Genomic DNA, 23356 nt, shown 5'->3' with positions numbered 1-23356 from the left:
TTATTGTAATTAATGCCTCATTGTCGGTTTATCTACATTAAGCACTCACAAAAGGCTAATACACTTTTAAAATTGTTAACAATTTTACTTTACTAATTTTTTTAAAGGATTAACTTTTAGCATAGAGTTTGTACGATTTTTTTATTTTTTAGTAAAAACTTTAACAATATGGAGTTTTTTATGATTAATAGAAGAAATTTCTTAAAATTTGGATTTGCCACATCTGTTGCCATGAGTATCCCTTCATTAGCTGAAGGTGGCATTAAGTCAAATCTCGCCATTGCAGAATCAACCGACCATAGAAAAGCAGCAAGTACTGCCATTGAGATGTTAGGTGGTATCGATAAATTTATTAAAAAGGGGGATGTTGTAGCGATAAAACCTAATATGGCATGGGCAAGAGAGCCGCAGTACGCTGCCAATACAAACCCAGAAGTTGTCGCAGAGGTTATAAAGCTGTGTTATAAAGCTGGTGCAAAAAAAGTTATAGTTACTGACAATCCTTGCGATAATGCAAGAAGTGTGTTTAACCTTTCCAAAATACCACTTTTGGCTCAAAAAGAAAATGCTGATGTTTTTATCCCTCAGAGAAGGCACTATGAAAATATGGATATTGGTGGAAAATTTCTCGGACAGTGGCCGGTGCTTAAGATTTTCAAAGAGGTTGACAAAGTAATAAATATCCCTGTGGCAAAAAATCATTCTTCCTCAAAAGTTACTATAGGTATGAAAAATTGGATGGGGGCCATAGGTGGAAACAGAGGCTTCCTGCATCAGAATCTACATCAGGCTATCTTTGAGCTTGCCACTTTTTTCAAGCCAAACCTGACATTAATCGATTGTACCCGAATAATGTTACAAGGCGGTCCATCAGGCGGTAGTCTTTCATATGTCAGAAAATTAAACAGAATCATTGCTACAACCGACGTAGTTGCCGGCGATGCAGTCGCTTGCGAATACCTTGAAATAAATCCATATGATGTAAGATATCTGACCCTGGCTGCAGATAACGGTTTGGGACGGATATCAAAATCTAATATGAATATACAGTATGAAAAGATTTAGGCTAATCTCTCAGATAACTTTCTTTGTCATTTTTATATTAATATTCTTTAATGCCATAATTGACTTAAATGATTTTAGCGGGGGATTTTCCTTAAAAGGAGGGATAAAATATATCTTTATCGTAGATCCTCTAATTACAATTAATACCTTTTTAGCTTCACACCGTTTCGAATTAATATATGGTTTTAGTATCATTTTTATTCTTCTAACTCTTGTTTTGGGAAGATTTTTCTGCGGATGGGTTTGCCCTTTTGGGACGATACATCATTTTTTCAGTTTTATTGCCTCAAAGCTAAATTTTTATAAAAAAGACAACAAACAGACAAATTTTTACAGACTAAAGTATTATCTTCTTTTTTTCATACTTTTTACAGCTATTTTCGGGATAAACCTCTCAGGGTATTTCGACCCTTTGTCAATAGTGGTTAAAGGTTTTGGGATATTTTTGCTGCCAATATTATCTTTATTTTACAAACTTGAGTTTCTTCCTGACAGCATAAAGGATTTTCTTTTTTATAATATCCTTGGAAGAGAAGATTACTACTACGGTCAGGCTTTTGCTGTGGGATTTTTCTTTTTACTCCTCATTGTGTTAAATTTCTATAAAAGCAGATTCTGGTGTGTTTATCTTTGCCCGTTGGGAGGGCTCTATGGTTTATTATCAAAGTATTCTTTGTTTAAAATAAGAAGAGACGATTCCTGCTTAAATTGTGGAATTTGCAATAAATATTGTATAGCTCAGGCAGAGCCAGGGTCTGAATCATTTAAAAGTAGTGAATGTATGTTACTTTTTGACTGTGTTGATAGATGCTCAGTAAGAGCCCTTGATTATACTTTTTATAATAAATCATCTAAAATAGATTTAACAAGAAGAGGTATGGTATCCTCATCTGTATCAGCTTTGGTAGGAATGAGTTTGATTAATGTTTCTTTAATTAAACCTGAAAAGAACCCTTCTCTATTAAGGCCACCTGGCGCAGAAAATGAAAAAGATTTTCTTGCCTTATGTATCAGATGTGGCGGGTGCATGAAGGTTTGCCCGGAAAACTTTTTACAACCTGCCTTTCTTCAGGCAGGGATTATTGGCTATTGGACACCTATTGGAAATCCCTCTTTCGGTTACTGCGTTTACAACTGCAATCTTTGTGGGCAGATATGCCCTACTGGCGCAATTAAAAATTTAGCCATTGAGGATAAAAAAAGATTTGTTATCGGAACAGCCTTTATTGATAAAAACAGGTGCCTGCCATATGCTTATAATGTAAATTGCATGGTTTGTGAAGAGCACTGCCCCACAAGCCCCAAAGCTATCTTTTTTTATGAGCATACAGTTTTAAAAAATGGCAAAGAATATATTGTAAAAAACCCGATGGTTAACCCTGAGCTATGTATCGGCTGCGGTATCTGCACATACAAATGTCCGGTATCCGATATGCCTGCTATTTATGTGACATCTATAAAAAAAGGTGGCTTGCTTACATGAAAAATTAATAAATTAAGTCCTATACAAGGTTGCGCAAAGAGCTTTTAAATAATCTGATTCTACCATTTAGAAATTAGTACTTAGTCTCTGTGGGAAGAATAGAACGTTTATTTACAAAATTATTCTGATGGGATATAATAATTTATAATATTGTAGAGGGTGTATACAATGAAAAAATTACCAATAGGGGTTCAAACATTCAGAAAAATAAGAGAAGAAGATTATATTTATGTTGATAAAACAAAGGAAGCTTATGAATTAGTCAATAATTACATATATATTTTCCTTTCTCGCCCCCGCAGATTTGGTAAATCCCTATTTCTTGATACACTAAAAGAGCTTTTTGAAGGTAATAAAAAGCTTTTTGAAGGTCTTTATATTTACGATAAATGGAACTGGGATGAAAAATACCCGGTGATTAAAATTAGTTGGGCAGGTGATTTGACCACTCTCGAAAAAGTAAATGATAGAGCAATTGATATTTTTAAAACTAATCAGAAAACACTCGGAATTGAATGTGAAAATAATAATAATCCTTCCTCATGTTTTAATGAATTAATACAAAAAGCTTATAAAAAATATAATCAAAAAGTCGTCATACTAATAGATGAATATGATAAACCTATACTTGATGTAATTGAAAATATAGAGCAGGCAAAGATAAACAGAGAATTTATCAAGGGGCTTTATTCAATAATAAAAGATAATGATGCTTATATAAGATTTGCATTTCTTACCGGTGTAAGCAAATTTTCCAAGGCATCTATCTTTAGTGGTCTTAATATGCTAACTGATATTTCACTTAATCCAAAATATGGGAATATTTGTGGTTATACACAAAATGACATCGAAACAACTTTTAGGCCTTACTTTGAAAACGTAGATATGGAAAAGGTAAAAAGGTGGTATAACGGCTATAACTTTCTCAAGGATAATGTTTATAATCCCTTTGATATTTTACAGTTTATCAGCAACGAATTTTTATTTAGAAATTATTGGTTTGAAACCGGTACACCTTCATTTTTAATTAAATTAATAAAAGAGAGAAACTATTTTTTGCCTAAACTTACAAATTTAGTTGTAGATGATAAGATATTATCAAGCTTTGATATAGAACATATAGATTTGGAAGTTTTATTTTTTCAGTCAGGTTATTTGACTATAGATAAAGTAAAACATAATGAGCTTTTGCAATCTATAGAATACAAACTAAGAATACCAAACTTAGAAGTCCAAATATCATTAAACGATTATATAATTCATTATCTATACAAAGGTGATACAAAGATAAAAGACCCTCTGATAAAATCCCTTTTTTATGGAAAAATTGAAGATTTTAAGTCAACTTTGACTACTCTATTTGCATCAATACCATATACCAATCACACAAAAAACGACATAAAACTATATGAAGGGTTTTATGCAAGCGTAATATACGCATACCTTTCATCTCTTGGCATAAGAATTATTGGCGAAGATGTAACTAATAATGGTAGGATTGATTTGACTTTATTTGTGGGGGATAAAATTTATATCATTGAATTTAAAGTTGATGGGAAGAAAGGTGAAGCATTAAAACAGATAAAGGAAAAGAGTTATGCTGAAAAGTATCTCAATGAATCTAAAGAGATTTATCTTGTGGGGATAGAATTCAGCTCTAATGAAAAAAATGTTATCAATTTTGAGTGGGAAAAGGTATAAGTTCTACGTTCAAAGTTCAATATTTGTTTTAGCTTAAAAGTACAAACAGTTGGATAAAGACAGCTATCTTTATTATTGCAAAATATGGAAAAAAATGTATTAATCAGGCAAAATTAAATAAAATAAACGGAGTAGTAAGTATGTCTAACCCTTTGCCTGAAAAAGGTAACAATTTTATAGAAGATATTATAATTGAAGATATTAAAAATAATAAAAATGACGGAAAAGTAATCACAAGATTCCCGCCTGAACCAAACGGTTATTTGCATATAGGTCACGTTAAGTCAATTTGTCTAAATTTTGGTTTGGCTGAAAAATTTAATGGAAAGTGTAACCTTAGATTTGATGACACAAACCCTGAGAAAGAGAGTGATGAATACGTAAAATCTATTATAGAAGATGTAAAATGGCTTGGATTTAATTACGGTGAAAAGGAATTTTATGCTTCTGATTACTTTCAGCAGATGTATGACTATGCTGTAGAGCTGATAAAAAAAGGTAAAGCATATGTATGCCACTTAACTGCAGAAGAGATGAGGCAATATAGAGGGACACTTACCGTGTCGGGGAAAGATTCTCCTTACAGAAATAGAAGTGTAGAAGAAAATTTAGAACTTTTCGAAAAGATGAAAAATGGCGAATTTGAAGAAGGTGAATGCGTTTTGAGAGCAAAAATAGATATGAGCTCACCTAACTTAAATATGCGTGACCCTGTAATGTACAGGATTTCTCACGCACATCACCACAGGACAAAAGACAAATGGTGCATCTACCCAATGTATGATTGGGCTCATGGACTTGAAGACTCTATAGAAGGGGTCACTCACTCTATATGCACTTTGGAGTTTGAAGACCACAGACCTCTTTACGATTGGTTTTTAGACCAACTTGAAGTGTTCCATCCTCAACAGATAGAGTTTGCAAGATTAAATCTTACTTATACCGTTTTAAGTAAAAGAAAACTTTTAAAGCTCGTAACTGAAAAATATGTAAACGGTTGGGATGACCCAAGGATGCCTACAGTATCAGGACTGAGAAGACGTGGATTTACCCCTGAAAGTTTGAGGGATTTTGCCGAAAGAATCGGGGTAGCTAAGAGTAACAGTATTGTAGAAATTGAGCTTTTAGAGCACTGCATACGTGAAGATTTGAATAAAAGGGCTGAAAGAAGGATGGTTGTAGTCGACCCAATAAAGCTTATCATCACAAACTTCCCTGAAGATAAAGTTGACTTTATGGAGGCGAAAAATAATCCCGAAGATGATAATGCAGGCACAAGGCTTATCCCTTTCACAAAGGAGCTTTTTATACAAAGGGAAGACTTTATGGAAAATCCGCCCCAAAAATATTTTAGACTTGCTCCCGGCAAAGAGGTAAGATTGCTGCACGGCTATTATGTTACATGCACAGATTTTGAAAAAGATGAAAATGGTAACATTACCACAGTTTACTGCACATATGACCCTGAAAGCCGAGGCGGATGGACTAATGATGGCAGAAAGGTAAAAGGGACAATACATTGGGTATCTGCAACTCATTGCATTGACGTCAAATTAAATATGTATGACAGACTTTTCACCAAGCCAAATCCTGACGATGTTGAAGAGGGGGAAGATTTTACGGCTAACATTAATCCTAATTCTGTGCAAACAATTATTGCAAAAGGTGAACCTTCTTTAAGAGAAACGAAGCCTCTTGAAAAGTATCAATTTGTAAGAATTGGTTATTTCTGCACAGATTATGACACTAATGAAAATCTACCTGTTTTTAACCTGACTGTTAATTTAAAAGACAGTTGGGCAAAGATACAAAATAAAAACTAAGAGGGAAGCCATGGGAGAGCCAAAACCTACCTGTTCAATTTGTGCTTGGAGAGCAACTTGTAATAAAAAATACTCAATTGCTGACCCTTCAAAGTGTCTTGATTATGCAAGGGATTTAACTATTGAAATTAAAACAGAAGGTAAAGAAGAACAAAATGAAGATAAAGACCGGGATAGGAATTGACGCTCATAGGTTTTGCGAAAATAGACCTTTAATTGTCGGCGGTATAAAAATAGATTTTGAATTTGGACTTCTTGGTCATAGTGATGCAGATGTATTAATTCATGCAATTATTGATAGCCTTGTAGGGCCTGCACTTGGTAAAGATATCGGTCAAATTTTTCCCGATAATGACGATAGATTTAAAAATATCGACTCAAAAGTGCTTTTAAAAGAGTCTGTTAGATTGATAAAAGAGAAAAATTACCAAATATCTCATGTAGATGCTGAGATAATAGGCGAAAAACCTAAATTTAAGAGTTATATCCATCTAATGCGAGAAACCCTTGCTCAAACAATGGAGATTGACATTGATGATATTACAATAAAAGCAACCACTACTGAAAAAATGGGATTTACAGGCCGCGGTGAAGGTCTTGCAGCCATTGCAGTGTCCACATTGGTAAAATTATAGACTTAAAATTCACTCATATCACTTTACAAACGTCATCTACGCATTTGCTAAAAAATACAAAATACAAAAATATGATATATGATATTACCGCGAGGGCTGCAAAAGTAAGGCTGTAGTATCCCATTGGTGCAAGCAGAAAAACTGTTATCCAGTGAAGAAATATAATCCTACCGGAATGTAGTCTGATTGGAAAATCATTTATCCGACTAATTACAACAAGCCCTGACAAATTCCACCCATAAAGGGAGATAATCCTATGAATATTTCTTAACAATCTTAAATTCTCCGCCGTATTGTAGTCAGGATAAAAATATATTGCAATATAGGCTACCCCTGTTACAGCTGTAGCTATCAAAAAACAAATCCCTGAAGTCAAAAATGCCTTTTGCTGCTCTTTTAGCCCTAAATTTATATATAAAAAAAGAGTAGTAACTACTGCCACAACAAGTATAAGGGATATTACAAGCTCTAAAATAGCAGACTCAAATAGGATAAAGATAAAAAATATTATCACCCCAAGATTTATTGTCCAAAAAATTGCTATTTTAGTATATCTGCCTATCGGCGTCTTAGCCCTGTGCATCATCTTAAATATCATTGATAGTGAAATAAGAGATACAGGAAAAGAAAACCCAAGAAAAAAGGTATTAAGCTCAAATTTTTCAAACGGAAGTAGCTTTGAAAATTCATGGTTGTATATGGCAAAAGTAGAAAGTAACAGCCCCAATGAGATACAAAGTAGTGAGGCATGATGAAATTTGTCGTAAGTAGGGACTTTTGTGGTAAAAAAGTCAAACGGGAAAAAAGAAAACTTTTTTACCCTTACCATTTCCACGATAACAACCAAAATCAAAGAAACAGCTATAGCATAAACATACATATGAAAAAAAGATAAAAAGGCATAGATAAATGTCAAAATAAAAAAAATCTTATTTTTAAGACTCATTACCCCTCTATTCTCAGTAAAATAAATAATTATTGAGCCACCTGAGCATAAATTAAACAAAAAAATGTGCAGTCTTTCAAAATTATACTCGGGGATAATCAGATGCATAAAGCCAAAAATCATTGCCAAAGTCAATGTGCTAAAAAAAAGTAGCCTTGTACCAAAATTCATTTTACCTGCCTAAAGTGTGCCTAATAGTATATTCCAAATCGGGAAAATAGAATTTAAACCCATTATCCAATAACTTTTTCGGATAAACTCTTGTACTTGTCAAGAGGATTTCTCTACCCATATCACCAAATAAAAGCCTTACGACTTTTTCAGGGACTTTTATAAATTGAGGCCGATTTAAAACCTTTGCCAGTGTTTTAGCATAATCTTTTTGGCGCACCGGATTAGGTGACACAACATTTACAGCACCACTGATATTGTCTTTGTAAAGTGAAAACAAAATACTGTAAAGAGCATCATCCATACTTACCCAACTAAGATAATTATCCCCCTTTCCAAATACTACACCTAATCCCGTATTAAAAAATGGAAGCACCCTATTTAGAGCACCGCCACAGTAGGACATTACAACACCAATACGTAAATTTACAACCCGCATACTGCTTTTTAAAATATTTGCTGAATCTTCCCAATTTTTACAAATATATGAAATAAACTCATTGCCAGACACACCCTCTTCATCCACAAAATTATCCCCCGTTTCTCCGTAGTAACCTATAGCTGAAGCAGAAATAAAAACTCTTGGTTTTCTCTCCAGGCTTAACAAAAATTTAGCTAACTTCTTTGTGTTATCAATCCTGCTTTTGACAATTTCACCTTTTATCTTGTCATTCCATCTTTTATTGCCGATTGGCTTGCCAGCCAAATGAATTACCGCATCAAAGTTTAAGTCACTGCCATAAACCTTACCTGTATCTACTTCCCAATAATAATTTTCTTCGTCTGTAAGCTCTTTGTCCCTTATAAGTCTGATAACTTTGTGACCGTGAGTCTGCAAAAGGGGTAAAAGATTCCTGCCGATATCACCACTTGCTCCAGTCACAGCAATCCGCATAGGTTTTACATTAAACTTTTCAAGAAAATCTATATCATTTCTTGTAATAGTATGTCTGTAGTCAAACATCCTTCTGAATTTATTAAATACAAAATATTTTGTTAAAAAGTGTAAAGGCATTTCAAATTCAACATGGTCTTTAAGTTGTGAAACATTCTCCTCTAACCGATTAAAAATATGTGAATGTTTATATTTCTTAAATGGCCCCTTTTCCTGAATATCAATAAACATTCTATTTTTCTCATATTCCACATGTTTTGCCACATAATCAATCCAAAAAGGTCCCGCTTTTACTTTAAAAAATACACGAGGATTTTCACAAACTCTACCGGTCTGAGAAAGCAGAATAACACTTTCCCAACAAGGGGTAAGCCTCTTTATAACTGCATCTCTTTCATGCCAGGAAAAAAGCTTTTCGACACTTACTTCAAAGTTTGACTCTTTTATAAATCTGCTTTTCATCTTTTAAGGCCAAACCTTTTTATCGACGTGACAGTGACAACACCTTCAGTTTTAGATAAAATTTTTACCCTTTTGTCTATCTTCAAATCTTTGATATCGCCATGATATTTAGCCATAAACTTTTTCCCTTCCCTCTCGCACATTACTACCCTTAACGGCGACTCAAACCCCTCAGGCGGTGTATTTAAGATTGTATATGTATATATCCTAAGACTTTTAGATTCTTGCCCCTTTTTATTCTTAAACTTCAATCCGTCAATATTAAAATATTTAACAAGAGCATTTTTTCTTTTAAGAATAGACACAAAATTATTTGTGGCAAGACCACCGATACTCTGAGTAAGAGCAACATCATTCTTTTTTGGTATAATACTTTTATCGCACTTGCCTGTCATAATCCTATAACATTCAACCACCTGAGCAAGACCGCTCGCCCCTACCGGATGACCCCTGGACTTTAAACCACCCGATAAATTTACCGGAAGCTTGCCATCCTTGTAGCACTCTTTTTTTAAATAAAAATCATAAATCTTTTTAGTGTCACATAATCCTGTATCTATAAGTCCTGTAATTTCAAAAGGGGTAAATGCATCATGAATTTCACAAAACTCAATAGAATCAGGACCTATACCTGCCATTTCATATGCCTGCTTTGCAGCCTTTCTCGTAGATTCAAAATGTGTAATATACTCCCTCTTTGTAAGAGCTTGCTTGTCAGTCCCTTGCCCTACTCCGACAATTTCAATATCGCCAGTCACTCTTGAAATAACCATTGCAGCCGCTCCATCACTTATAGGTGAACAATCATAAAGTCTTAACGGGGCTGAAATAACTTTGCTCTTTAAATAATCTTCTTTAGTAATAACCTTTCTAAATTGAGCATATTCATTAAATTTGCCGTAGTAATGATTTTTTTCTGCCACAGCAAACAGTAAATTTTGTAATTTTACGATATTTAATTTATTTTCATAAGCAAATCTATTTGTAACCATCGCTGCCAAAGATGGCATACTTACCCCAATTTTTCTTTCATAAGGGTCAATAACTTCCGCAATAAGCTTGGTAGTCCTTGGGGTATCAAGATGAGTCATCTTTTCTGCAGCAAGCACAAGTACATTTTTATAGATACCTGAAGCCAATGTAGCATAAGCATAAAAAAGTACCGCTGCACCGGTGGAAGAAGCTGTCTCAACCCTTACGGCTGGTTTGCCGGATAATCCCAATTTGTCAGCCACATAGGATGCAATATTTCCAACACCCAAAAAGCCTTCAGGATTCATTAGCCCTAAAAAAATAGCATCAATATCTTTCAAATCAAAATTAAGATTACTCACAGCCTCCCTGATAATATCCACAAGAGAGTCTTTTGATTTTCCAAACCCTGAAAGGGCTGCATCTGCAATGTATATTCTGTTCATAATTAATTATAAATTAGTATAACGTAAATATTCAATACAAAATATCATATTAAACATATTTAAGTATTATCAAACACCATTTTATTGCTTGAACAATGATTCAATTTGTGATAGTAAAAAAAGCTTACGTTTGGCAAAAAAGAAAGGAGGATTTCTCTATGAAAAAACTGTTAATTTTTGCTTTACTCTTAATGGCAACAGTTGCAATCGCTTCTCCAAAATACGGTGGCACACTCGTATTTGGTAGAGGTGGGGATTCTGTGACTCTTGACCCCGCACATGCTACTGACGGCGAGTCATTTTACGGCTCCACTCAGGTATACGACAACCTTGTTCAGTTTAAGCACGGCTCTACAGAAATAGAACCTGCCCTGGCTGAAAAGTGGGAAGTCAGCAAAGATGGTCTTGAATACACTTTTTACCTAAGAAAAGGTGTAAAATTCCACAAAACTGAGTTTTTCAAGAAAGATGTAGAATTAACTGCTGATGATGTAATTTTTTCACTAAAAAGACAAATGGATTCAAATCACCCTTACTACAAAGTCGGGGGTGCTTACGAATACTGGCAAGCAATGGATATGGACAATATCGTAAAAGATATAGTTAAAGTAGACAAATACACTGTCAAATTTGTCCTTAAAAAACCTGAAGCACCATTTATTGCAAACCTCGCAATGGATTTTGCTTCAATCCTTTGCAAACAATATGCTGATGACCTTCTTAAGGCCGGTAAAGCTGAAGATATCGGCAAATACCCGGTAGGGACAGGACCATTTGTATTTTTAAAGTGGATTAAAGATGACAGAATAATCTACAAGGCAAATAAAGATTATTGGGGCGGAAGACCATTCCTTGACAAATTAATATTAAAGGTTATCCCTAACAACTCTGTAAGGGCTGCTGAGCTTAAAACCGGCTCAATTCACATAATGGACTTCCCAAACCCTGAAGAGGTGGCTGACCTTGAAAAAGACCCTAACATCAAGCTTGTTAAGCAGGAAGGTTTAAATGTTGGTTACCTTGCAATGAATACACAGAAAAAACCTTTTGATAACATCCTGGTAAGAAAAGCGATCAATATGGCAATTAACAAACAGGCGATTGTTGACGCAGTGTATGCCGGATTTGGCAAACCTGCAAAAAACCCTATTCCACCGACAATGTGGAGCTACAACGATGATATAAAACCTTATGAGTATAACCCTGAAAAAGCTAAACAGCTTTTAGCCGAAGCAGGTTATCCCAACGGTTTTGAAACAGATATCTGGGCTATGCCGGTACCAAGACCTTATAACCCAAACGGGAAAAAAGTAGCTGAAGCAATTCAGGCTGATCTTGCCAAAATTGGCATAAAAGCAAAAATAGTATCTTATGACTGGGGAACATATCTTGAAAAAACAAAGCATGGTGAACATATGATGGCACAACTTGGCTGGACAGGCGATAATGGTGATCCTGATAATTTCCTTTATGTCCTTTTAAGCTCAGCTGCTGCACAGGTTCCAGCTCAAAATATTGCTTTTTACAAGAGTGAAAAGTTTGACAAACTTATTGAAGAAGCTAAAGTGACAAATGATGTTGCAAAAAGGACAGAACTTTACAAAAAAGCTCAAGAAGTGTTCTATGAAGAAGTACCATGGGTACCTATGGCTCACTCTATTGTAGTGGAGCCAATGAGAAAAGAGGTAATGGATTTTAAACTTGACCCTGTGGGTAAAAGAAGGTTTGATAAAGTTTGGTTAAATAAGTAGATAGTAAATATAAAAAATTGGGCTGCCCTCAGCGGCAGCCTTTTATTAGAGGGATTTAAGTGTTAAGTTATATACTGAAAAGAATTTTTTGGGCTATCCCTACAATGTTTGGCGTATCAGTCCTTGTATTTTTAATGGTTCACCTTGCACCCGGAGACCCTGCGCTAATAATGCTTGGAGAGCATGCAAGCAAAGAATCTGTTGAGAAGCTCAGGGAAGAGATGGGGCTTAACAAGCCATTATATGAACAGTACATTATATTTATAAGTAAGGCGGTTCGTGGTGACTTTGGTAACTCAATCAAAAGCAAGCAACCTGTTATAGACGAGTTTTTTGAGAGATTCCCTGCCACAATTGAATTAACGCTAGTAAGTATGCTGATAGCTGTAATTATCGGTATACTTGCAGGTATTATTTCCGCAGTAAAAAGGTATTCATTTTTTGATTATCTTAGTATGTTTGGAGCATTGGCCGGTGTGTCTATGCCGGTATTTTGGCTTGGACTACTATTAATCTATTTTTTCTCTGTAAAGCTGGGTATTTTACCCGTATCCGGGAGATTAGGATTTGAATATTATATTGAACCGGTAACTGGCTTATATTTGATTGACTCTCTACTTGCTAATGATTATCCCGCTTTTTTTGACGCTCTCAAACATTTAATACTCCCAGGTATTGCTCTTGGCACTATCCCTATGGCAATAATAGCAAGGATGACCCGCTCAAGCATGCTTGAAGTCATGAGAGAGGACTATATCCGCACTGCAAGAGCAAAGGGGTGCTCAAGTACGAGGGTTATTTTTATTCATGCCCTCCGAAACGGGCTTATCCCTGTTGTTACGGTAATAGGATTGATGCTTGGTGCACTTCTTGCGGGGGCCATATTGACCGAAACCACATTTAGTTGGCCTGGAATTGGTAAATGGATTGTAAATGCGGTGTATCAAAGAGATTTTCCTGTTGTCCAATGTGCCACACTAATAATAGCAGTTATTTTTATTATTGTTAACCTCTTGGTAGACTTGATATATGCAATAATTAACCCTAAAATTAGGTTGGAATAATGAAAGAAACTCTTTTCTACGAATATTACAAAAACTTTAAGAAAAATAAGTCCGCAATGGCAGGACTTGGAATCGTCATATTTTTGATAATAATGGCAGTATTTGCTCCTATAATCACATCTTACGACCCAACGATACAGGATCTACAAAACAGACTACTGCCCCCTATGTGGAATTCAGGAGGCAGTTCACAACATATTCTTGGGACAGACGACTTCGGACGGGATATGTTTACCCGTATAATTTACGGAGCAAGAATATCCCTTATGATAGGTGTCATATCTGTTGGAATATCTATGTTTGTAGGAGTCATACTAGGCAGTATCGCAGGTTTCTATGGCGGAAAAATTGACAGCCTAATCATGAGGCTTGTGGATATTATGCTCTCAGTCCCGGCCATTTTGCTTGCAATCGTGATTGTTTCAGTGCTTGGACCAAGTCTTTACAATGCCATGATAGCCATAGGAATTGTTGGTATACCTGCATTTGCAAGACTTGTAAGAAGCTCAGTTTTACAGGAAAAAGTAAAAGAGTATGTTATCGCATCAAGAATTAACGGCTCTTCAAATATGAGGCTTATTTTCAAAGTAATTTTACCAAACTGTATGGCGCCAATTATAGTTCAGGGGACAATGGGATTTGCATCAGCGGTACTGGAAGCGGCAGGACTTAGTTTTTTGTCACTTGGAGCCCAGCCACCTACTCCTGAATGGGGGGCGATGCTGGCAGATTCTCTCCAATTCATTATGCGTGCACCATGGATGATTACATTTCCAGGTCTTGCAATTTTTTTGACTGTTTTAGGGTTTAACCTTGTCGGAGACGGACTAATGGATGTATTAGACCCAAAGATGAAGGATAAATAATGTTATTGTCAGTTAAAAATTTAAAAACACACTTTTTTTCAGATAACGGAGTGGCTAAAGCCGTAGATGGTATATCTTTTGATATACCTAAAGGGAAGACACTTTGCCTGGTAGGTGAATCAGGAAGTGGGAAAAGTATCACTTCCTTATCAATCATGAGACTTATTGATAGTCCAGGCAAAATAGTTGACGGAAACATCTTTTTGGAGAATATAGACCTTTTAAATCTAAGTGAAAAAGAGATGAAAAACATCAGAGGCAGCAAAATCTCAATGATTTTTCAAGAGCCGATGACCTCTCTTAATCCAAGCTACACAGTTGGCTTCCAAATTATGGAAACACTAAAGCTACATAATAAACTTTCAAAGAAAGAATTAAGAGAAAAAGCTATTGAAGCACTCAATCTTGTAGCCATCCCTTCACCTGAGGAAAGATTAAAGGAATACCCGTTCAAATTAAGCGGTGGTATGCGTCAAAGGGTTATGATTGCAATGGCTATGGCCTGCAATCCAAATCTTTTGATCGCTGATGAGCCTACAACTGCCCTTGACGTAACAATACAAGCACAAGTCTTAGCTCTTATGAACGATTTGAAAGAGAAGAAAAATACTTCTATACTTTTCATTACTCACGATTTGGGAGTAGTCGCCGAAATGGCAGACTATGTGGCTGTAATGTACACGGGGAAAATAGTAGAAAAATCAACCGTTGAAAATATAATAAACTCACCAAAGCACCCATACACGGAAGGGCTTTTAATGTCACTACCCCAAAAAGGGAAGACTGAGAGAAAATCAAAATTATACAGCATTGAAGGGAATGTGCCAAGTTTGTTTAACCTTCCTGAAGGCTGCACCTTCTGGCCAAGATGCCCTTTTGCAAAAGATATTTGTAAAAAGGAAAAGCCCGTTTTGGAAAAAATCACTGATAATCATGAAGTCGCATGTTTTAAAGTACAGGGGAAATTTTGATGGAAAAGAATATATTGCTCAAGGTAGAAAATCTCAAAAAATATTATTCCGTAGGAAAATCTCTGTTTAGTAAACCAAAAACGTTAAAAGCTATCGATGATATTTCATTTTTTATAAAAAAAGGGGAAACTGTTAGTTTGGTGGGTGAATCAGGCTGTGGTAAGTCCACAACGGGAAAAATGATACTCAAAATTGAAGAGCCAACCGCAGGGAAAATCATTTATGATAGTAAAGATATAGTCGGTCTTAACAAAAATGAGTTAAAAGAGTATAGAAAAAAAGTCCAAATCATATTCCAAGACCCTTATTCCTCCCTTAACCCAAGGTGGAAGGTAGGCCAAATAATCGGTGAGCCACTGTTGCTAAGCGGACAAGATTTGGGCGACTATAAGGACAAAATACTTGAAATAATGGATAAAGTCGGTCTTTTAAAAGATCATTATGACAGATATCCTCATCAATTTTCGGGGGGACAAAGGCAAAGGATTTGCATAGCCAGATCTCTCATACTTCAACCGGAGCTTATCGTGTGCGATGAACCGGTGAGTGCTCTTGATGTTTCTATTCAATCCCAGGTATTAAATTTACTTTTGGATTTACAAAAAGAGTTTAATCTCACTTACCTTTTTATCTCCCATGATTTAAGTGTAGTTAACCATATCTCTGACAGGATTATCGTAATGTATCTGGGTAAAATTGTGGAAACAGGAAGTGCAGAAGATATAATGAATAATCCAAAACACCCTTATACTAAAGCGTTACTAAGTGCTGTTCCGGATTTGTCTTCTGCTAAAAACAGAGAAAAAATACTACTTCAAGGGGATATCCCCACTCCGCTAAATCCTCCTAAAGGGTGCAGATTTTCTACAAGATGCCCTTTTGTTAAAAGTGAATGCTCAGATATTGATATGAAACTCATAGAAGTCAGTGATGGGCATTACACGGCTTGCCCGTTTAAAACTTTTTAAAGGAATATTCCCTTATTATTTGACTTTTGCATCTCTGCTCCTTTTTATATACTCGTATAAAATTGTGGCAGGATTGAAGTCTATTTCAGACTTGCTGACAACCTCTACAATTTTTTTATATGGCTGTCCTGTTTTGATATCGTACGAATTCAAATCAAACAGCACCGGGGGTTCTACCTTTTTTTTCACATCCCTGACAATCAGTACTACCGGCTCTCTATTATCAAAAAACTGCTTCACAATTAATCCTACTTCCCCACTGTCAAGCCTTACAACCGTACCTAAGGAGTGGAACCTGATAATTTTTACGATAAAATCCAACAATCGTTTACTATAATGTATGTCTGCAAAACTGTATAAAAGCTCAATCGCTCTATCCTGTGCGTAAGCACTTCTGTAACAGGTATCATTTGTTATAGCATCGTAAGAATCAATTATCCCAATTATCTTTGCATAATAAGATATTTCTGCACTTTTAAGTCCCCTTGGGTACCCTTCACCATTCCCCTTCTCATGATGCTCCAAAACTGCAAGTAATACATTTTCAGTAAATCCTCCGCTATCTAAAAGATACTTATAACCCAAAATAGGATGCTTCTTTATCTCTGCAAATTCTCTGTCGTTAAGCTTCCCCCTTTTATTTAATATATTTTGATCTATAAATACCTTTCCCACATCGTGTAAAAGTGCAGCCATTGTAAGCTCTCTAATCTTATCTTCAGTATACCCTAACTTTACACCTATCGTGTTTGCAAGAAATGCAAGATTTAGACTGTGATTATACAGATATTCATAATTATCAGAATATTTACTTATGTTTACTACAAAAATCGGATTTTTTAATGTACTTTCACAAACAGTATCTGTCACTTCAGATACTGTTTCTTTATCTAATTGTCCCTTAGAAGCATTATCAAAAAAATGTTTTACATTATTTACCAAATTTGGATAAACATTTTGGACAAAGCTTAAGTCCGACAAAACAAGACTTGTCAGGCTCTTTTCTACCTCTTCTCGTAATTTTTCCTCTTCATCTTTTTCAATATTTTTTTCTTCAAAGTTGTCATTTTCTTGTGTAAATTCTACTACAATCTCTTTAACCCCGTATGATTTAAGTATTTCAATAGTTTCTTCTGCAGCTATATTTGTGGTATAAAGTTTCGGGTCTATCCAAGATTTATCACACTTAATTATTTTCATCCCCTTCTCATACTTATCAACAGATATTTTTTTGACAATATTCGAACGCCCCATTAAATCCTCCTAAACAAATCATAGTTAATTTTAACACGATTTAATATTCATTTCCATAAATGTTATAATTTTAATTAAAATATACCCTTTTGGTTGATTTGTCCGTAAATGACTGCTATGAAATGTAACAAAATTTTGTGGAGTAAATATGGAAATTAATATGAAGTATAGGGACGAAAACATTACGATTGCCTTTGAAAATAGCGTAGTAAAAGTAAGGGATATTTTAAAAAAATTAAAGTTGACACCAGAGACAGCATTTGTAGTGATAAATGGTGAAATCAGACAGCCGCACGAAAAGGTAACAGAAGAGGACGACATTGAAGTAGTAAGTGTCATTTCTGGGGGATAGAATGCAAGCCAAATGTAAGGTATGTAAAGATAAAGGGGTAAATACCCCTGCAACAGTTATGCTGTCCACTTACAGACTTAATTTATGTAAAGAACATTTCATCTCATGGGTAGAAAAAAGAACCGAAGAAACAATTAAAAAATTTAAAATGTTTGGTAAAAAACAAAAGCTCTTAGTTGCAGTATCCGGAGGAAAAGATAGTTTAAATCTCTGGTATATATTAAATAAATTGGGTTATGATGCCGATGGATTTTACATAGATTTAGGAATTGAAGGATATTCCAACAAATCCAAAATATTTGCCCAAAATATGGCTGAAAGAATTGATAAAAAATTGATAATCATTGATATGAATAAAGAAATTTCCGACATAATAAGCTTAAGCAAAAAAACCAAGAAACCTGTGTGCTCTGTATGCGGAACGGTAAAAAGATACTATTTTAACAAAACTGCCAAGGATAACGGGTATGACATATTGGTAACCGGCCACAATCTTGATGATGAAGTTGCCGTACTCTTTGGCAATACGATAAATTGGAAAGTCGATTACTTAAGAAGGCAGCACCCTGTCCTCCCCGCAAAAAAAGGCTTCGTAAAAAAAGTAAAACCTTTTTGCCGCATTTCCGAAAAAGAGAGTGCAATGTACAGTTTTTATAGCAAAATAGATTATATCAAAATGGAGTGCCCAAAAAGTATAGGTGCCTCTTCAATAAAAAACAAACAGATCATCTCCAGAATAGAAGAAGATATTTTAGCTTTTAAGGTTAGATTTTACCTCGATTTTTTAACAAATATGCACCCTCTGCTGCAAAACGAAATAAATTACGAAGAAGAGCCTTTGGAATGCTCCGTCTGCGGCGAGCCATCATTTAATAATGTTTGCAGCGTCTGCAGTTTAAAAGAGAAATTATGACTATTTTGCAAACTCTATTAATGAAGGAAAAATATCTGTAATATAAGATACTATAATCGTCAAAGAGCCTGACACCATTAAAATACCTATCGTGATAAGCATAAGTCCAGCAACCCTTTCAACCCAAATAACAAAATTGCCTGCCCTTTTTATAAATGATATGATAGTGCCCAATGCAAGAGCAGATAAAAGAAATGGAATCCAAAGTCCCAATGAATAGCTAAAAAGCATAATTATACCTTGAGAAACCGTATCCTGTTTTGATGCAAGTGCCAAAATTCCTGCAAGGATAGGACCAATACAAGGCGTCCAACCGAAAACAAAAGCCACCCCGAGCAAAAATGCCTCAACAAAAAACGGTGCCCTCCCTTTTCTGTAATTCCATTTTTTTTGAACAAGAAGCTTATTTATCTTAAATATTCCTACCATGTGGATACCTAAAATTATGACCACAACACCTGCAACCTTCTCCAGCACAAATCTATATTCATTTAATATTTTACCAAACTCAGTAGCAGTAGCTCCAAGGCTAACAAAAACAAGACTAAAACCTAACCCGAAAAATATCGCACCTAAAAAAGCCTTCGCCCTGGGGGTCTTACTATCAGAAGCTGTAAGGCTTTCAATGGACTCCCCTGAAATAAAAGATATATAGCCTGGTAAGAGGGGCAAAACGCAGGGGGACAAAAAAGATAGAATACCCGCTAAAAAAGCACTAAAAAAACTTAAATTTTCCATTGCATTGAACCTTCTTTTTGTATAAACCTCATAGAAGATAATAATACATGTAAAATAAGTCAAGAAAAAAGGGGTATATATGAAAAAAGGTACAAAGCTAGCGATAATAGGGATAATTGTCATTGCTGCAGTTTTTTATCTTATCTCTACAGGGTTTAAGCAGAGTGGAGTTTACTATTTGGAAGTACATGAACTTATAAAAGACCCGTCAAAGTATGATACAAAAGGGATAAGGGTAAGTGGTGATGTGGTAGACGGAACCGTTGTAAAAGATACTAAAAATCAACACTTAGAATTTGTAATGGCTGACGGTACCGGTGAGAAGATGAATGTCATTTACAACGGAATAATACCTGATGCATTTACCGAAGAGGTACAGGTCATTGTTGAAGGGAAATATGACAAAGATACCAATACCTTCAAGGCCACTACGCTCTTAGCAAAGTGCCCTTCAAAGTATGAGGCTGAAGTGGAGAAGAAATAGATATAAATATTCAAATATTACAATATAAATTAGAATGATTTAAAACTTGAACTTTTATTTATTATGTGTATCTAATTGTAAACTTTTTAGGAGAGGACTTTTATGGGAAACTTTGGTTATTTATTACAATTTTTAGGTCTTATTAGCAGTGCTATAGCTGTCATACTGTTTGGCTCATCGATGAAAAAAGAGTCGGAAACATATGACAAATATGGGACTCTTTTCATTCACATTCAAACAATATTAATAACTTTGGCATCAATCATACTTATGTACGCCCTTGCCACAGGATATTTTAAGATTGAGTATGTAGCTCAATACACTGACAGCAAGCTTCCGCTTATTTATAAAATAAGTGGTTTTTGGGCAGGGCAAGCCGGCTCATTGCTGTTTTGGGGATGGTTAATTGCCGTATGCTCTTCAATAGAGGCATTTAGAATCAAAAAGTATGGTCTCAAATACAAGGCGGGAGTATTTTTTGCACTTTCGCTTTCAAGTGGTTTTTTCTTTTTACTTACAAACTTTGTAACTAACCCTTTTAAAGAGCTTGATTTTTTCCCTGCCGATGGACTTGGAATGAATCCTTTACTCCAAAACCCAGGGATGCTTTACCATCCACCCACACTATATTTAGGGTTTGTCCTATTTACGATAGCATTTGCCCACGCTTTCAGCTCGCTGGTTAACAATGACAACTCAAGCAGTTGGGTGGTAAAAACAAGAGGTTGGTCTATTTTAAGCTGGATATTTTTGACCATCGGAATAGTGCTCGGCGGTCAATGGGCATACGTAGAGCTTGGTTGGGGAGGCTATTGGGCATGGGACCCTGTAGAAAATGCCTCTCTATTGCCTTGGTTGACGGGAACTGCATTTTTACATTCAGCAATAATGTATGAAAGAAAGGAAAAACTTAAAATATGGACTTATGTACTGATATTGTTAACTTATGAGCTCTGTATATTTGGTACATTCTTAACAAGAAGCGGTGTAATTGACTCTGTCCATAGTTTTGGCAAGTCAGCTCTTGGACCGTTTTTTATATTTTTCATACTTATCACGGGGATTGGATTTATTTACTTCTTAATTTCCAACTTTAAAAATATGAAAGAAGAAGCAAACTACTCTGTTGTCTCCAAAGAAGGGATGTTTTACATAACAAACTGGCTATTTACTGCACTTATGCTTGTTATACTTTTTGGAACAACCTTACCGATATTGACACAACTTTTCCCAAGCAAACTCAGTGTTGGGATACCTTATTATAATAAAGTATCTACCCCTTTCTTTATGCTGATAATACTTATAAGTGGATTATGTCCACTTCTCCCCTATGGTAACTCAAAAATGGCTGATATTATAAAAAATTTATGGCCATCATTTATATTCATGGTCGTGGCAACCACACTGATTTACGTTTACGGTTACACTAAACCATTGCCTTTAGTGCTTTTCGCTTTTACATCTTTCTCTTTATTTACAATTTTATTACAAATTTTCAGAGGAATTAAAAGGAACGGAATTGGTATAATTTACCGTAACAGCAGACTTTACGGAGCTTTAATCATTCACTTTGGTTTAGTTGTGTTATCTTACGGGGTAATAGCCTCTTCTTTTTATAACGTTTCTGTAGATAAGGTTGTGGCACCTGGAGAAACGATCTCATTCTATAAATATGAACTAAAGGTTGGCGATCTCGTAATAAAAGAAAAGCAAAACTATGTCTCTGTTTATTCCCCTGTTAAAGTCTATGAAAATGGAAAATATATCATAACGATGACTCCGGAAAGGAGATTTTATAACAATAACAAAGAGCCTTTTGCTGAAGTTTCAATTCATACGAAACCTCAAGGGGATCTTTATTTGATACTCGCTTCTTATTCAAAGCCCGAAAATATTATTGGAATTCAAGCCATATTTGAACCTTTTATCGTGTGGATATGGATAGGATGTGCTATAATGGTTTTAGGCGGATTGCATGGAATTTTCCAATTCAAGCGAAAATAAAACTAATTTTATAAAGCTTGACAACGTAAAAAAAAGTTATGGGCATATAGATGCACTCAAAGGGGTCTCCTTTTCTTTAGAAAAAGGGGACTTTCTTTCTATATTTGGGCCAAACGGTGCAGGCAAATCCACCCTATTGAAAATTCTCTCTGCACAAACAAGGCCAACTAAGGGTAAAGTCTATTTTAGTGGAATAGATTTGACTAAACAACCTGATGAGTTTAGAAAAACTTTTGGGGTAATATCTCACCTCCCTTTTCTTTACGAAAATCTTTCTGCTTTTGATAATCTAAAGTTTTATGCAAAAATCTATGGCGTAGACAATATAGAAGTAAAAGTAGAGGAAATTTTAAAAAAAGTTGAACTGTTAAATAGAAAAAATGATTATGTAAGAGGATACTCAAGAGGTATGCTACAAAGGCTATCTATTGCCCGAGCGCTTATCCACGACCCTGAAATTATTCTCCTTGATGAGCCTTATACAGGATTAGATCAACATGCTTCTTATATTCTGACCAACATACTCAGGGAACAGTTTAAAAATAAAAAAACGATTATTATGGTTACACACAATTTAAGCAGAGGGTATGACCTCGGCTCAAAAATTGCCATCATGAAAAAAGGGGAGATTGCTTTATTTGAGAAAAAGGAAAATATACCTGAAAGCGAGTTTGAAGACATTTATATTTCAACTTTGGAGAATTGAAAAGTGAAAAAGTATTTCAAGACCATTTACCATATATTTGAAAAAGATATCCTTCTTGAGCTGAAATCTAAAGAGGTTATAAACTCCATGCTCATATTCTCGCTACTTACAGTAATAGTATTCAGCTTTATATTTGAGCCCGGTGCAGAATACAAAATTGACCTTGTAGGTGGGATATTATGGATGGCAATAGTGTTTGCAGGCATATTAGGGCTAAATAAATCTATGATGAGCGAAATTAACGGCGGCAATCTCAATGCCTTGCTTTTGGCTCCGGTTGACAAAAGTGCAATTTTCTTTGGTAAGGTATTGTCAAATTTTATATTCCTGATATTTATGGAAATAGTAACTATCCCCGTCTTTACAATCTTTTATAATGTAAACATATTTAAGCATACACTCCTTTCAATCCCTGTTTTTATTTTAGGGACTTACGGTTTTTCTGTACTTGGTACACTTTTTTCCATAATATCCGTCAAATCCCGCACAAGAGAGGTTATGCTTCCGATACTCTTGCTCCCTTTGATGATCCCTATCATACTCGCTGCAATACAGTCTATAAATATTTTTATTAAAGGGGATACGATTTCTGATGCTGACAGATGGATTAGATTAATCGCAGCATTTGACTTGATATTTACATTTGTTGTATATGCTATATTTGACTACATAGTTGAGGAGTGATT

At 35.2% G+C, this 23356-nt stretch carries 22 protein-coding genes; 17 read left to right on the top strand and 5 right to left on the bottom strand.

The genetic code is table 11. The annotated features are described in order from the left end of the window. Positions 1 to 180 precede the first annotated feature (180 nt). The 6 genes from LF845_RS00350 (at position 181) to ispF (ending at position 6707) form a co-directional block, all read left to right on the top strand. The gene (locus LF845_RS00350; RefSeq protein WP_242818996.1) at positions 181 to 1065 is read left to right on the top strand and encodes a DUF362 domain-containing protein; all 885 of its coding nucleotides are present in this window, start codon (positions 181 to 183) and stop codon (positions 1063 to 1065) included. After that, positions 1052 to 2548 carry a 4Fe-4S binding protein gene (locus LF845_RS00345; protein WP_242818995.1) on the top strand — a complete coding sequence of 499 codons (1497 nt, stop codon included), beginning with the start codon at positions 1052 to 1054 and terminating at the stop codon, positions 2546 to 2548. Before LF845_RS00350 ends, LF845_RS00345 begins: the two co-directional genes overlap by 14 nt. 168 nt (positions 2549 to 2716) lie before the next feature. Next, on the top strand, positions 2717 to 4249 hold the full coding sequence (locus LF845_RS00340) for an ATP-binding protein (RefSeq protein WP_242818994.1): 1533 nt from the start codon (positions 2717 to 2719) through the stop codon (positions 4247 to 4249). A 140-nt stretch (positions 4250 to 4389) separates the two neighbouring features. Next, complete coding sequence (locus tag LF845_RS00335; protein WP_242818993.1) at positions 4390 to 6072, top strand: glutamine--tRNA ligase/YqeY domain fusion protein; 1683 nt, start codon at positions 4390 to 4392, stop codon at positions 6070 to 6072. A gap of 10 nt (positions 6073 to 6082) precedes the next feature. After that, a complete protein-coding gene (locus LF845_RS00330; RefSeq protein ID WP_242818992.1) occupies positions 6083 to 6256 on the top strand; it encodes a hypothetical protein in 174 nt (57 codons plus the stop codon). After that, entirely contained in the window at positions 6228 to 6707 is a 480-nt protein-coding gene (ispF, locus tag LF845_RS00325; RefSeq protein WP_242818991.1) for a 2-C-methyl-D-erythritol 2,4-cyclodiphosphate synthase, read from the top strand. Before LF845_RS00330 ends, ispF begins: the two co-directional genes overlap by 29 nt. A gap of 13 nt (positions 6708 to 6720) precedes the next feature. Here ispF and LF845_RS00320 read toward each other — a convergent pair whose 3' ends face one another. Genes LF845_RS00320 through LF845_RS00310 form a run of 3 tightly spaced genes read right to left on the bottom strand, consistent with a single transcriptional unit; the run spans position 6721 to position 10599 of the window. Next, a complete protein-coding gene (locus tag LF845_RS00320) occupies positions 6721 to 7824 on the bottom strand; it encodes a hypothetical protein (protein ID WP_242818990.1) in 1104 nt (367 codons plus the stop codon). A 1-nt stretch (position 7825) separates the two neighbouring features. Continuing rightward, positions 7826 to 9181, bottom strand: coding sequence for a TIGR01777 family oxidoreductase (locus LF845_RS00315; RefSeq protein ID WP_242818989.1), 1356 nt, complete (start codon positions 9179 to 9181; stop codon positions 7826 to 7828). Next, a complete protein-coding gene (locus tag LF845_RS00310; RefSeq protein ID WP_242818988.1) occupies positions 9178 to 10599 on the bottom strand; it encodes a thiolase C-terminal domain-containing protein in 1422 nt (473 codons plus the stop codon). The genes LF845_RS00315 and LF845_RS00310 overlap by 4 nt, the downstream gene beginning before the upstream one ends. A 158-nt stretch (positions 10600 to 10757) precedes the next feature. Here LF845_RS00310 and LF845_RS00305 point away from each other — a divergent pair, with 158 nt between their 5' ends. From LF845_RS00305 to LF845_RS00285, 5 genes are read left to right on the top strand one after another with little or no spacing between them, the layout of a single operon-like run. Beyond that, complete coding sequence (locus tag LF845_RS00305) at positions 10758 to 12350, top strand: ABC transporter substrate-binding protein (protein WP_242818987.1); 1593 nt, start codon at positions 10758 to 10760, stop codon at positions 12348 to 12350. 59 nt (positions 12351 to 12409) lie between these two features. Then, positions 12410 to 13414: an ABC transporter permease gene (locus tag LF845_RS00300; protein ID WP_242818986.1), complete on the top strand. Its 1005-nt coding sequence runs from the start codon at positions 12410 to 12412 to the stop codon at positions 13412 to 13414. Further along, positions 13414 to 14280: an ABC transporter permease gene (locus tag LF845_RS00295; protein ID WP_242818985.1), complete on the top strand. Its 867-nt coding sequence runs from the start codon at positions 13414 to 13416 to the stop codon at positions 14278 to 14280. Before LF845_RS00300 ends, LF845_RS00295 begins: the two co-directional genes overlap by 1 nt. Beyond that, positions 14280 to 15251 (top strand): ABC transporter ATP-binding protein, encoded by a 972-nt coding sequence (locus LF845_RS00290; RefSeq protein ID WP_278252102.1) that lies wholly within the window; start codon positions 14280 to 14282, stop codon positions 15249 to 15251. The genes LF845_RS00295 and LF845_RS00290 overlap by 1 nt, the downstream gene beginning before the upstream one ends. After that, a complete protein-coding gene (locus LF845_RS00285) occupies positions 15251 to 16219 on the top strand; it encodes an ABC transporter ATP-binding protein (protein WP_242818984.1) in 969 nt (322 codons plus the stop codon). The genes LF845_RS00290 and LF845_RS00285 overlap by 1 nt, the downstream gene beginning before the upstream one ends. Positions 16220 to 16234: 15 nt before the next feature. On the opposite strand, the gene LF845_RS00280 is transcribed toward LF845_RS00285, so the two are convergent. Further along, entirely contained in the window at positions 16235 to 17473 is a 1239-nt protein-coding gene (locus tag LF845_RS00280; RefSeq protein ID WP_242818983.1) for a cyclic di-GMP phosphodiesterase, read from the bottom strand. A gap of 148 nt (positions 17474 to 17621) precedes the next feature. Here LF845_RS00280 and LF845_RS00275 point away from each other — a divergent pair, with 148 nt between their 5' ends. After that, entirely contained in the window at positions 17622 to 17825 is a 204-nt protein-coding gene (locus LF845_RS00275) for a MoaD/ThiS family protein (RefSeq protein ID WP_242818982.1), read from the top strand. Between the two features lies 1 nt (position 17826). After that, positions 17827 to 18738: an adenine nucleotide alpha hydrolase family protein gene (locus LF845_RS00270; RefSeq protein ID WP_242818981.1), complete on the top strand. Its 912-nt coding sequence runs from the start codon at positions 17827 to 17829 to the stop codon at positions 18736 to 18738. Here LF845_RS00270 and LF845_RS00265 read toward each other — a convergent pair whose 3' ends face one another. Then, positions 18739 to 19476, bottom strand: a complete 738-nt coding sequence (locus tag LF845_RS00265) for a cytochrome c biogenesis CcdA family protein (protein WP_242818980.1) — start codon at positions 19474 to 19476, stop codon at positions 18739 to 18741. A 79-nt stretch (positions 19477 to 19555) separates the two neighbouring features. On the opposite strand from LF845_RS00265, the gene LF845_RS00260 reads away from it, so the two are divergent. The 4 genes from LF845_RS00260 to LF845_RS00245 all read left to right on the top strand — a co-directional run bounded on the left by LF845_RS00260 (position 19556) and on the right by LF845_RS00245 (position 23354). Then, positions 19556 to 19960, top strand: a complete 405-nt coding sequence (locus tag LF845_RS00260) for a cytochrome c maturation protein CcmE (protein ID WP_242818979.1) — start codon at positions 19556 to 19558, stop codon at positions 19958 to 19960. 102 nt (positions 19961 to 20062) lie between these two features. Continuing rightward, a complete protein-coding gene (locus LF845_RS00255; RefSeq protein ID WP_242818978.1) occupies positions 20063 to 21964 on the top strand; it encodes a heme lyase CcmF/NrfE family subunit in 1902 nt (633 codons plus the stop codon). Next, a complete protein-coding gene (locus LF845_RS00250) occupies positions 21936 to 22670 on the top strand; it encodes an ABC transporter ATP-binding protein (protein WP_242818977.1) in 735 nt (244 codons plus the stop codon). Before LF845_RS00255 ends, LF845_RS00250 begins: the two co-directional genes overlap by 29 nt. Positions 22671 to 22673: 3 nt before the next feature. Then, positions 22674 to 23354, top strand: a complete 681-nt coding sequence (locus tag LF845_RS00245) for a heme exporter protein CcmB (protein WP_242818976.1) — start codon at positions 22674 to 22676, stop codon at positions 23352 to 23354. The last annotated feature ends 2 nt before the right edge of the window (positions 23355 to 23356 follow it).

Source organism: Deferrivibrio essentukiensis (assembly GCF_020480685.1).
Lineage (GTDB): Bacteria > Chrysiogenota > Deferribacteres > Deferribacterales > Deferrivibrionaceae > Deferrivibrio > Deferrivibrio essentukiensis.
The sequence above is the reverse complement of the archived record's forward strand: the minus strand, read 5'-3'. Positions and strand labels throughout refer to the sequence as shown.

Coding starts and splice junctions, on each gene's coding strand:
- LF845_RS00290 (WP_278252102.1), top strand. CDS start 14,280: ATGTTATTGTCAGTTAAAAATTTAAAAACACACTTTTTTTCAGATAAC.
- LF845_RS00255 (WP_242818978.1), top strand. CDS start 20,063: ATGGGAAACTTTGGTTATTTATTACAATTTTTAGGTCTTATTAGCAGT.
- LF845_RS00330 (WP_242818992.1), top strand. CDS start 6,083: ATGGGAGAGCCAAAACCTACCTGTTCAATTTGTGCTTGGAGAGCAACT.
- LF845_RS00350 (WP_242818996.1), top strand. CDS start 181: ATGATTAATAGAAGAAATTTCTTAAAATTTGGATTTGCCACATCTGTT.
- LF845_RS00315 (WP_242818989.1), bottom strand. CDS start 9,181: ATGAAAAGCAGATTTATAAAAGAGTCAAACTTTGAAGTAAGTGTCGAA.
- LF845_RS00320 (WP_242818990.1), bottom strand. CDS start 7,824: ATGAATTTTGGTACAAGGCTACTTTTTTTTAGCACATTGACTTTGGCA.
- LF845_RS00295 (WP_242818985.1), top strand. CDS start 13,414: ATGAAAGAAACTCTTTTCTACGAATATTACAAAAACTTTAAGAAAAAT.
- LF845_RS00260 (WP_242818979.1), top strand. CDS start 19,556: ATGAAAAAAGGTACAAAGCTAGCGATAATAGGGATAATTGTCATTGCT.
- LF845_RS00340 (WP_242818994.1), top strand. CDS start 2,717: ATGAAAAAATTACCAATAGGGGTTCAAACATTCAGAAAAATAAGAGAA.
- LF845_RS00250 (WP_242818977.1), top strand. CDS start 21,936: ATGGAATTTTCCAATTCAAGCGAAAATAAAACTAATTTTATAAAGCTT.
- LF845_RS00335 (WP_242818993.1), top strand. CDS start 4,390: ATGTCTAACCCTTTGCCTGAAAAAGGTAACAATTTTATAGAAGATATT.
- LF845_RS00275 (WP_242818982.1), top strand. CDS start 17,622: ATGGAAATTAATATGAAGTATAGGGACGAAAACATTACGATTGCCTTT.
- LF845_RS00305 (WP_242818987.1), top strand. CDS start 10,758: ATGAAAAAACTGTTAATTTTTGCTTTACTCTTAATGGCAACAGTTGCA.
- LF845_RS00280 (WP_242818983.1), bottom strand. CDS start 17,473: ATGGGGCGTTCGAATATTGTCAAAAAAATATCTGTTGATAAGTATGAG.
- LF845_RS00265 (WP_242818980.1), bottom strand. CDS start 19,476: ATGGAAAATTTAAGTTTTTTTAGTGCTTTTTTAGCGGGTATTCTATCT.
- LF845_RS00345 (WP_242818995.1), top strand. CDS start 1,052: ATGAAAAGATTTAGGCTAATCTCTCAGATAACTTTCTTTGTCATTTTT.
- LF845_RS00310 (WP_242818988.1), bottom strand. CDS start 10,599: ATGAACAGAATATACATTGCAGATGCAGCCCTTTCAGGGTTTGGAAAA.
- ispF (WP_242818991.1), top strand. CDS start 6,228: ATGAAGATAAAGACCGGGATAGGAATTGACGCTCATAGGTTTTGCGAA.
- LF845_RS00285 (WP_242818984.1), top strand. CDS start 15,251: ATGGAAAAGAATATATTGCTCAAGGTAGAAAATCTCAAAAAATATTAT.
- LF845_RS00270 (WP_242818981.1), top strand. CDS start 17,827: ATGCAAGCCAAATGTAAGGTATGTAAAGATAAAGGGGTAAATACCCCT.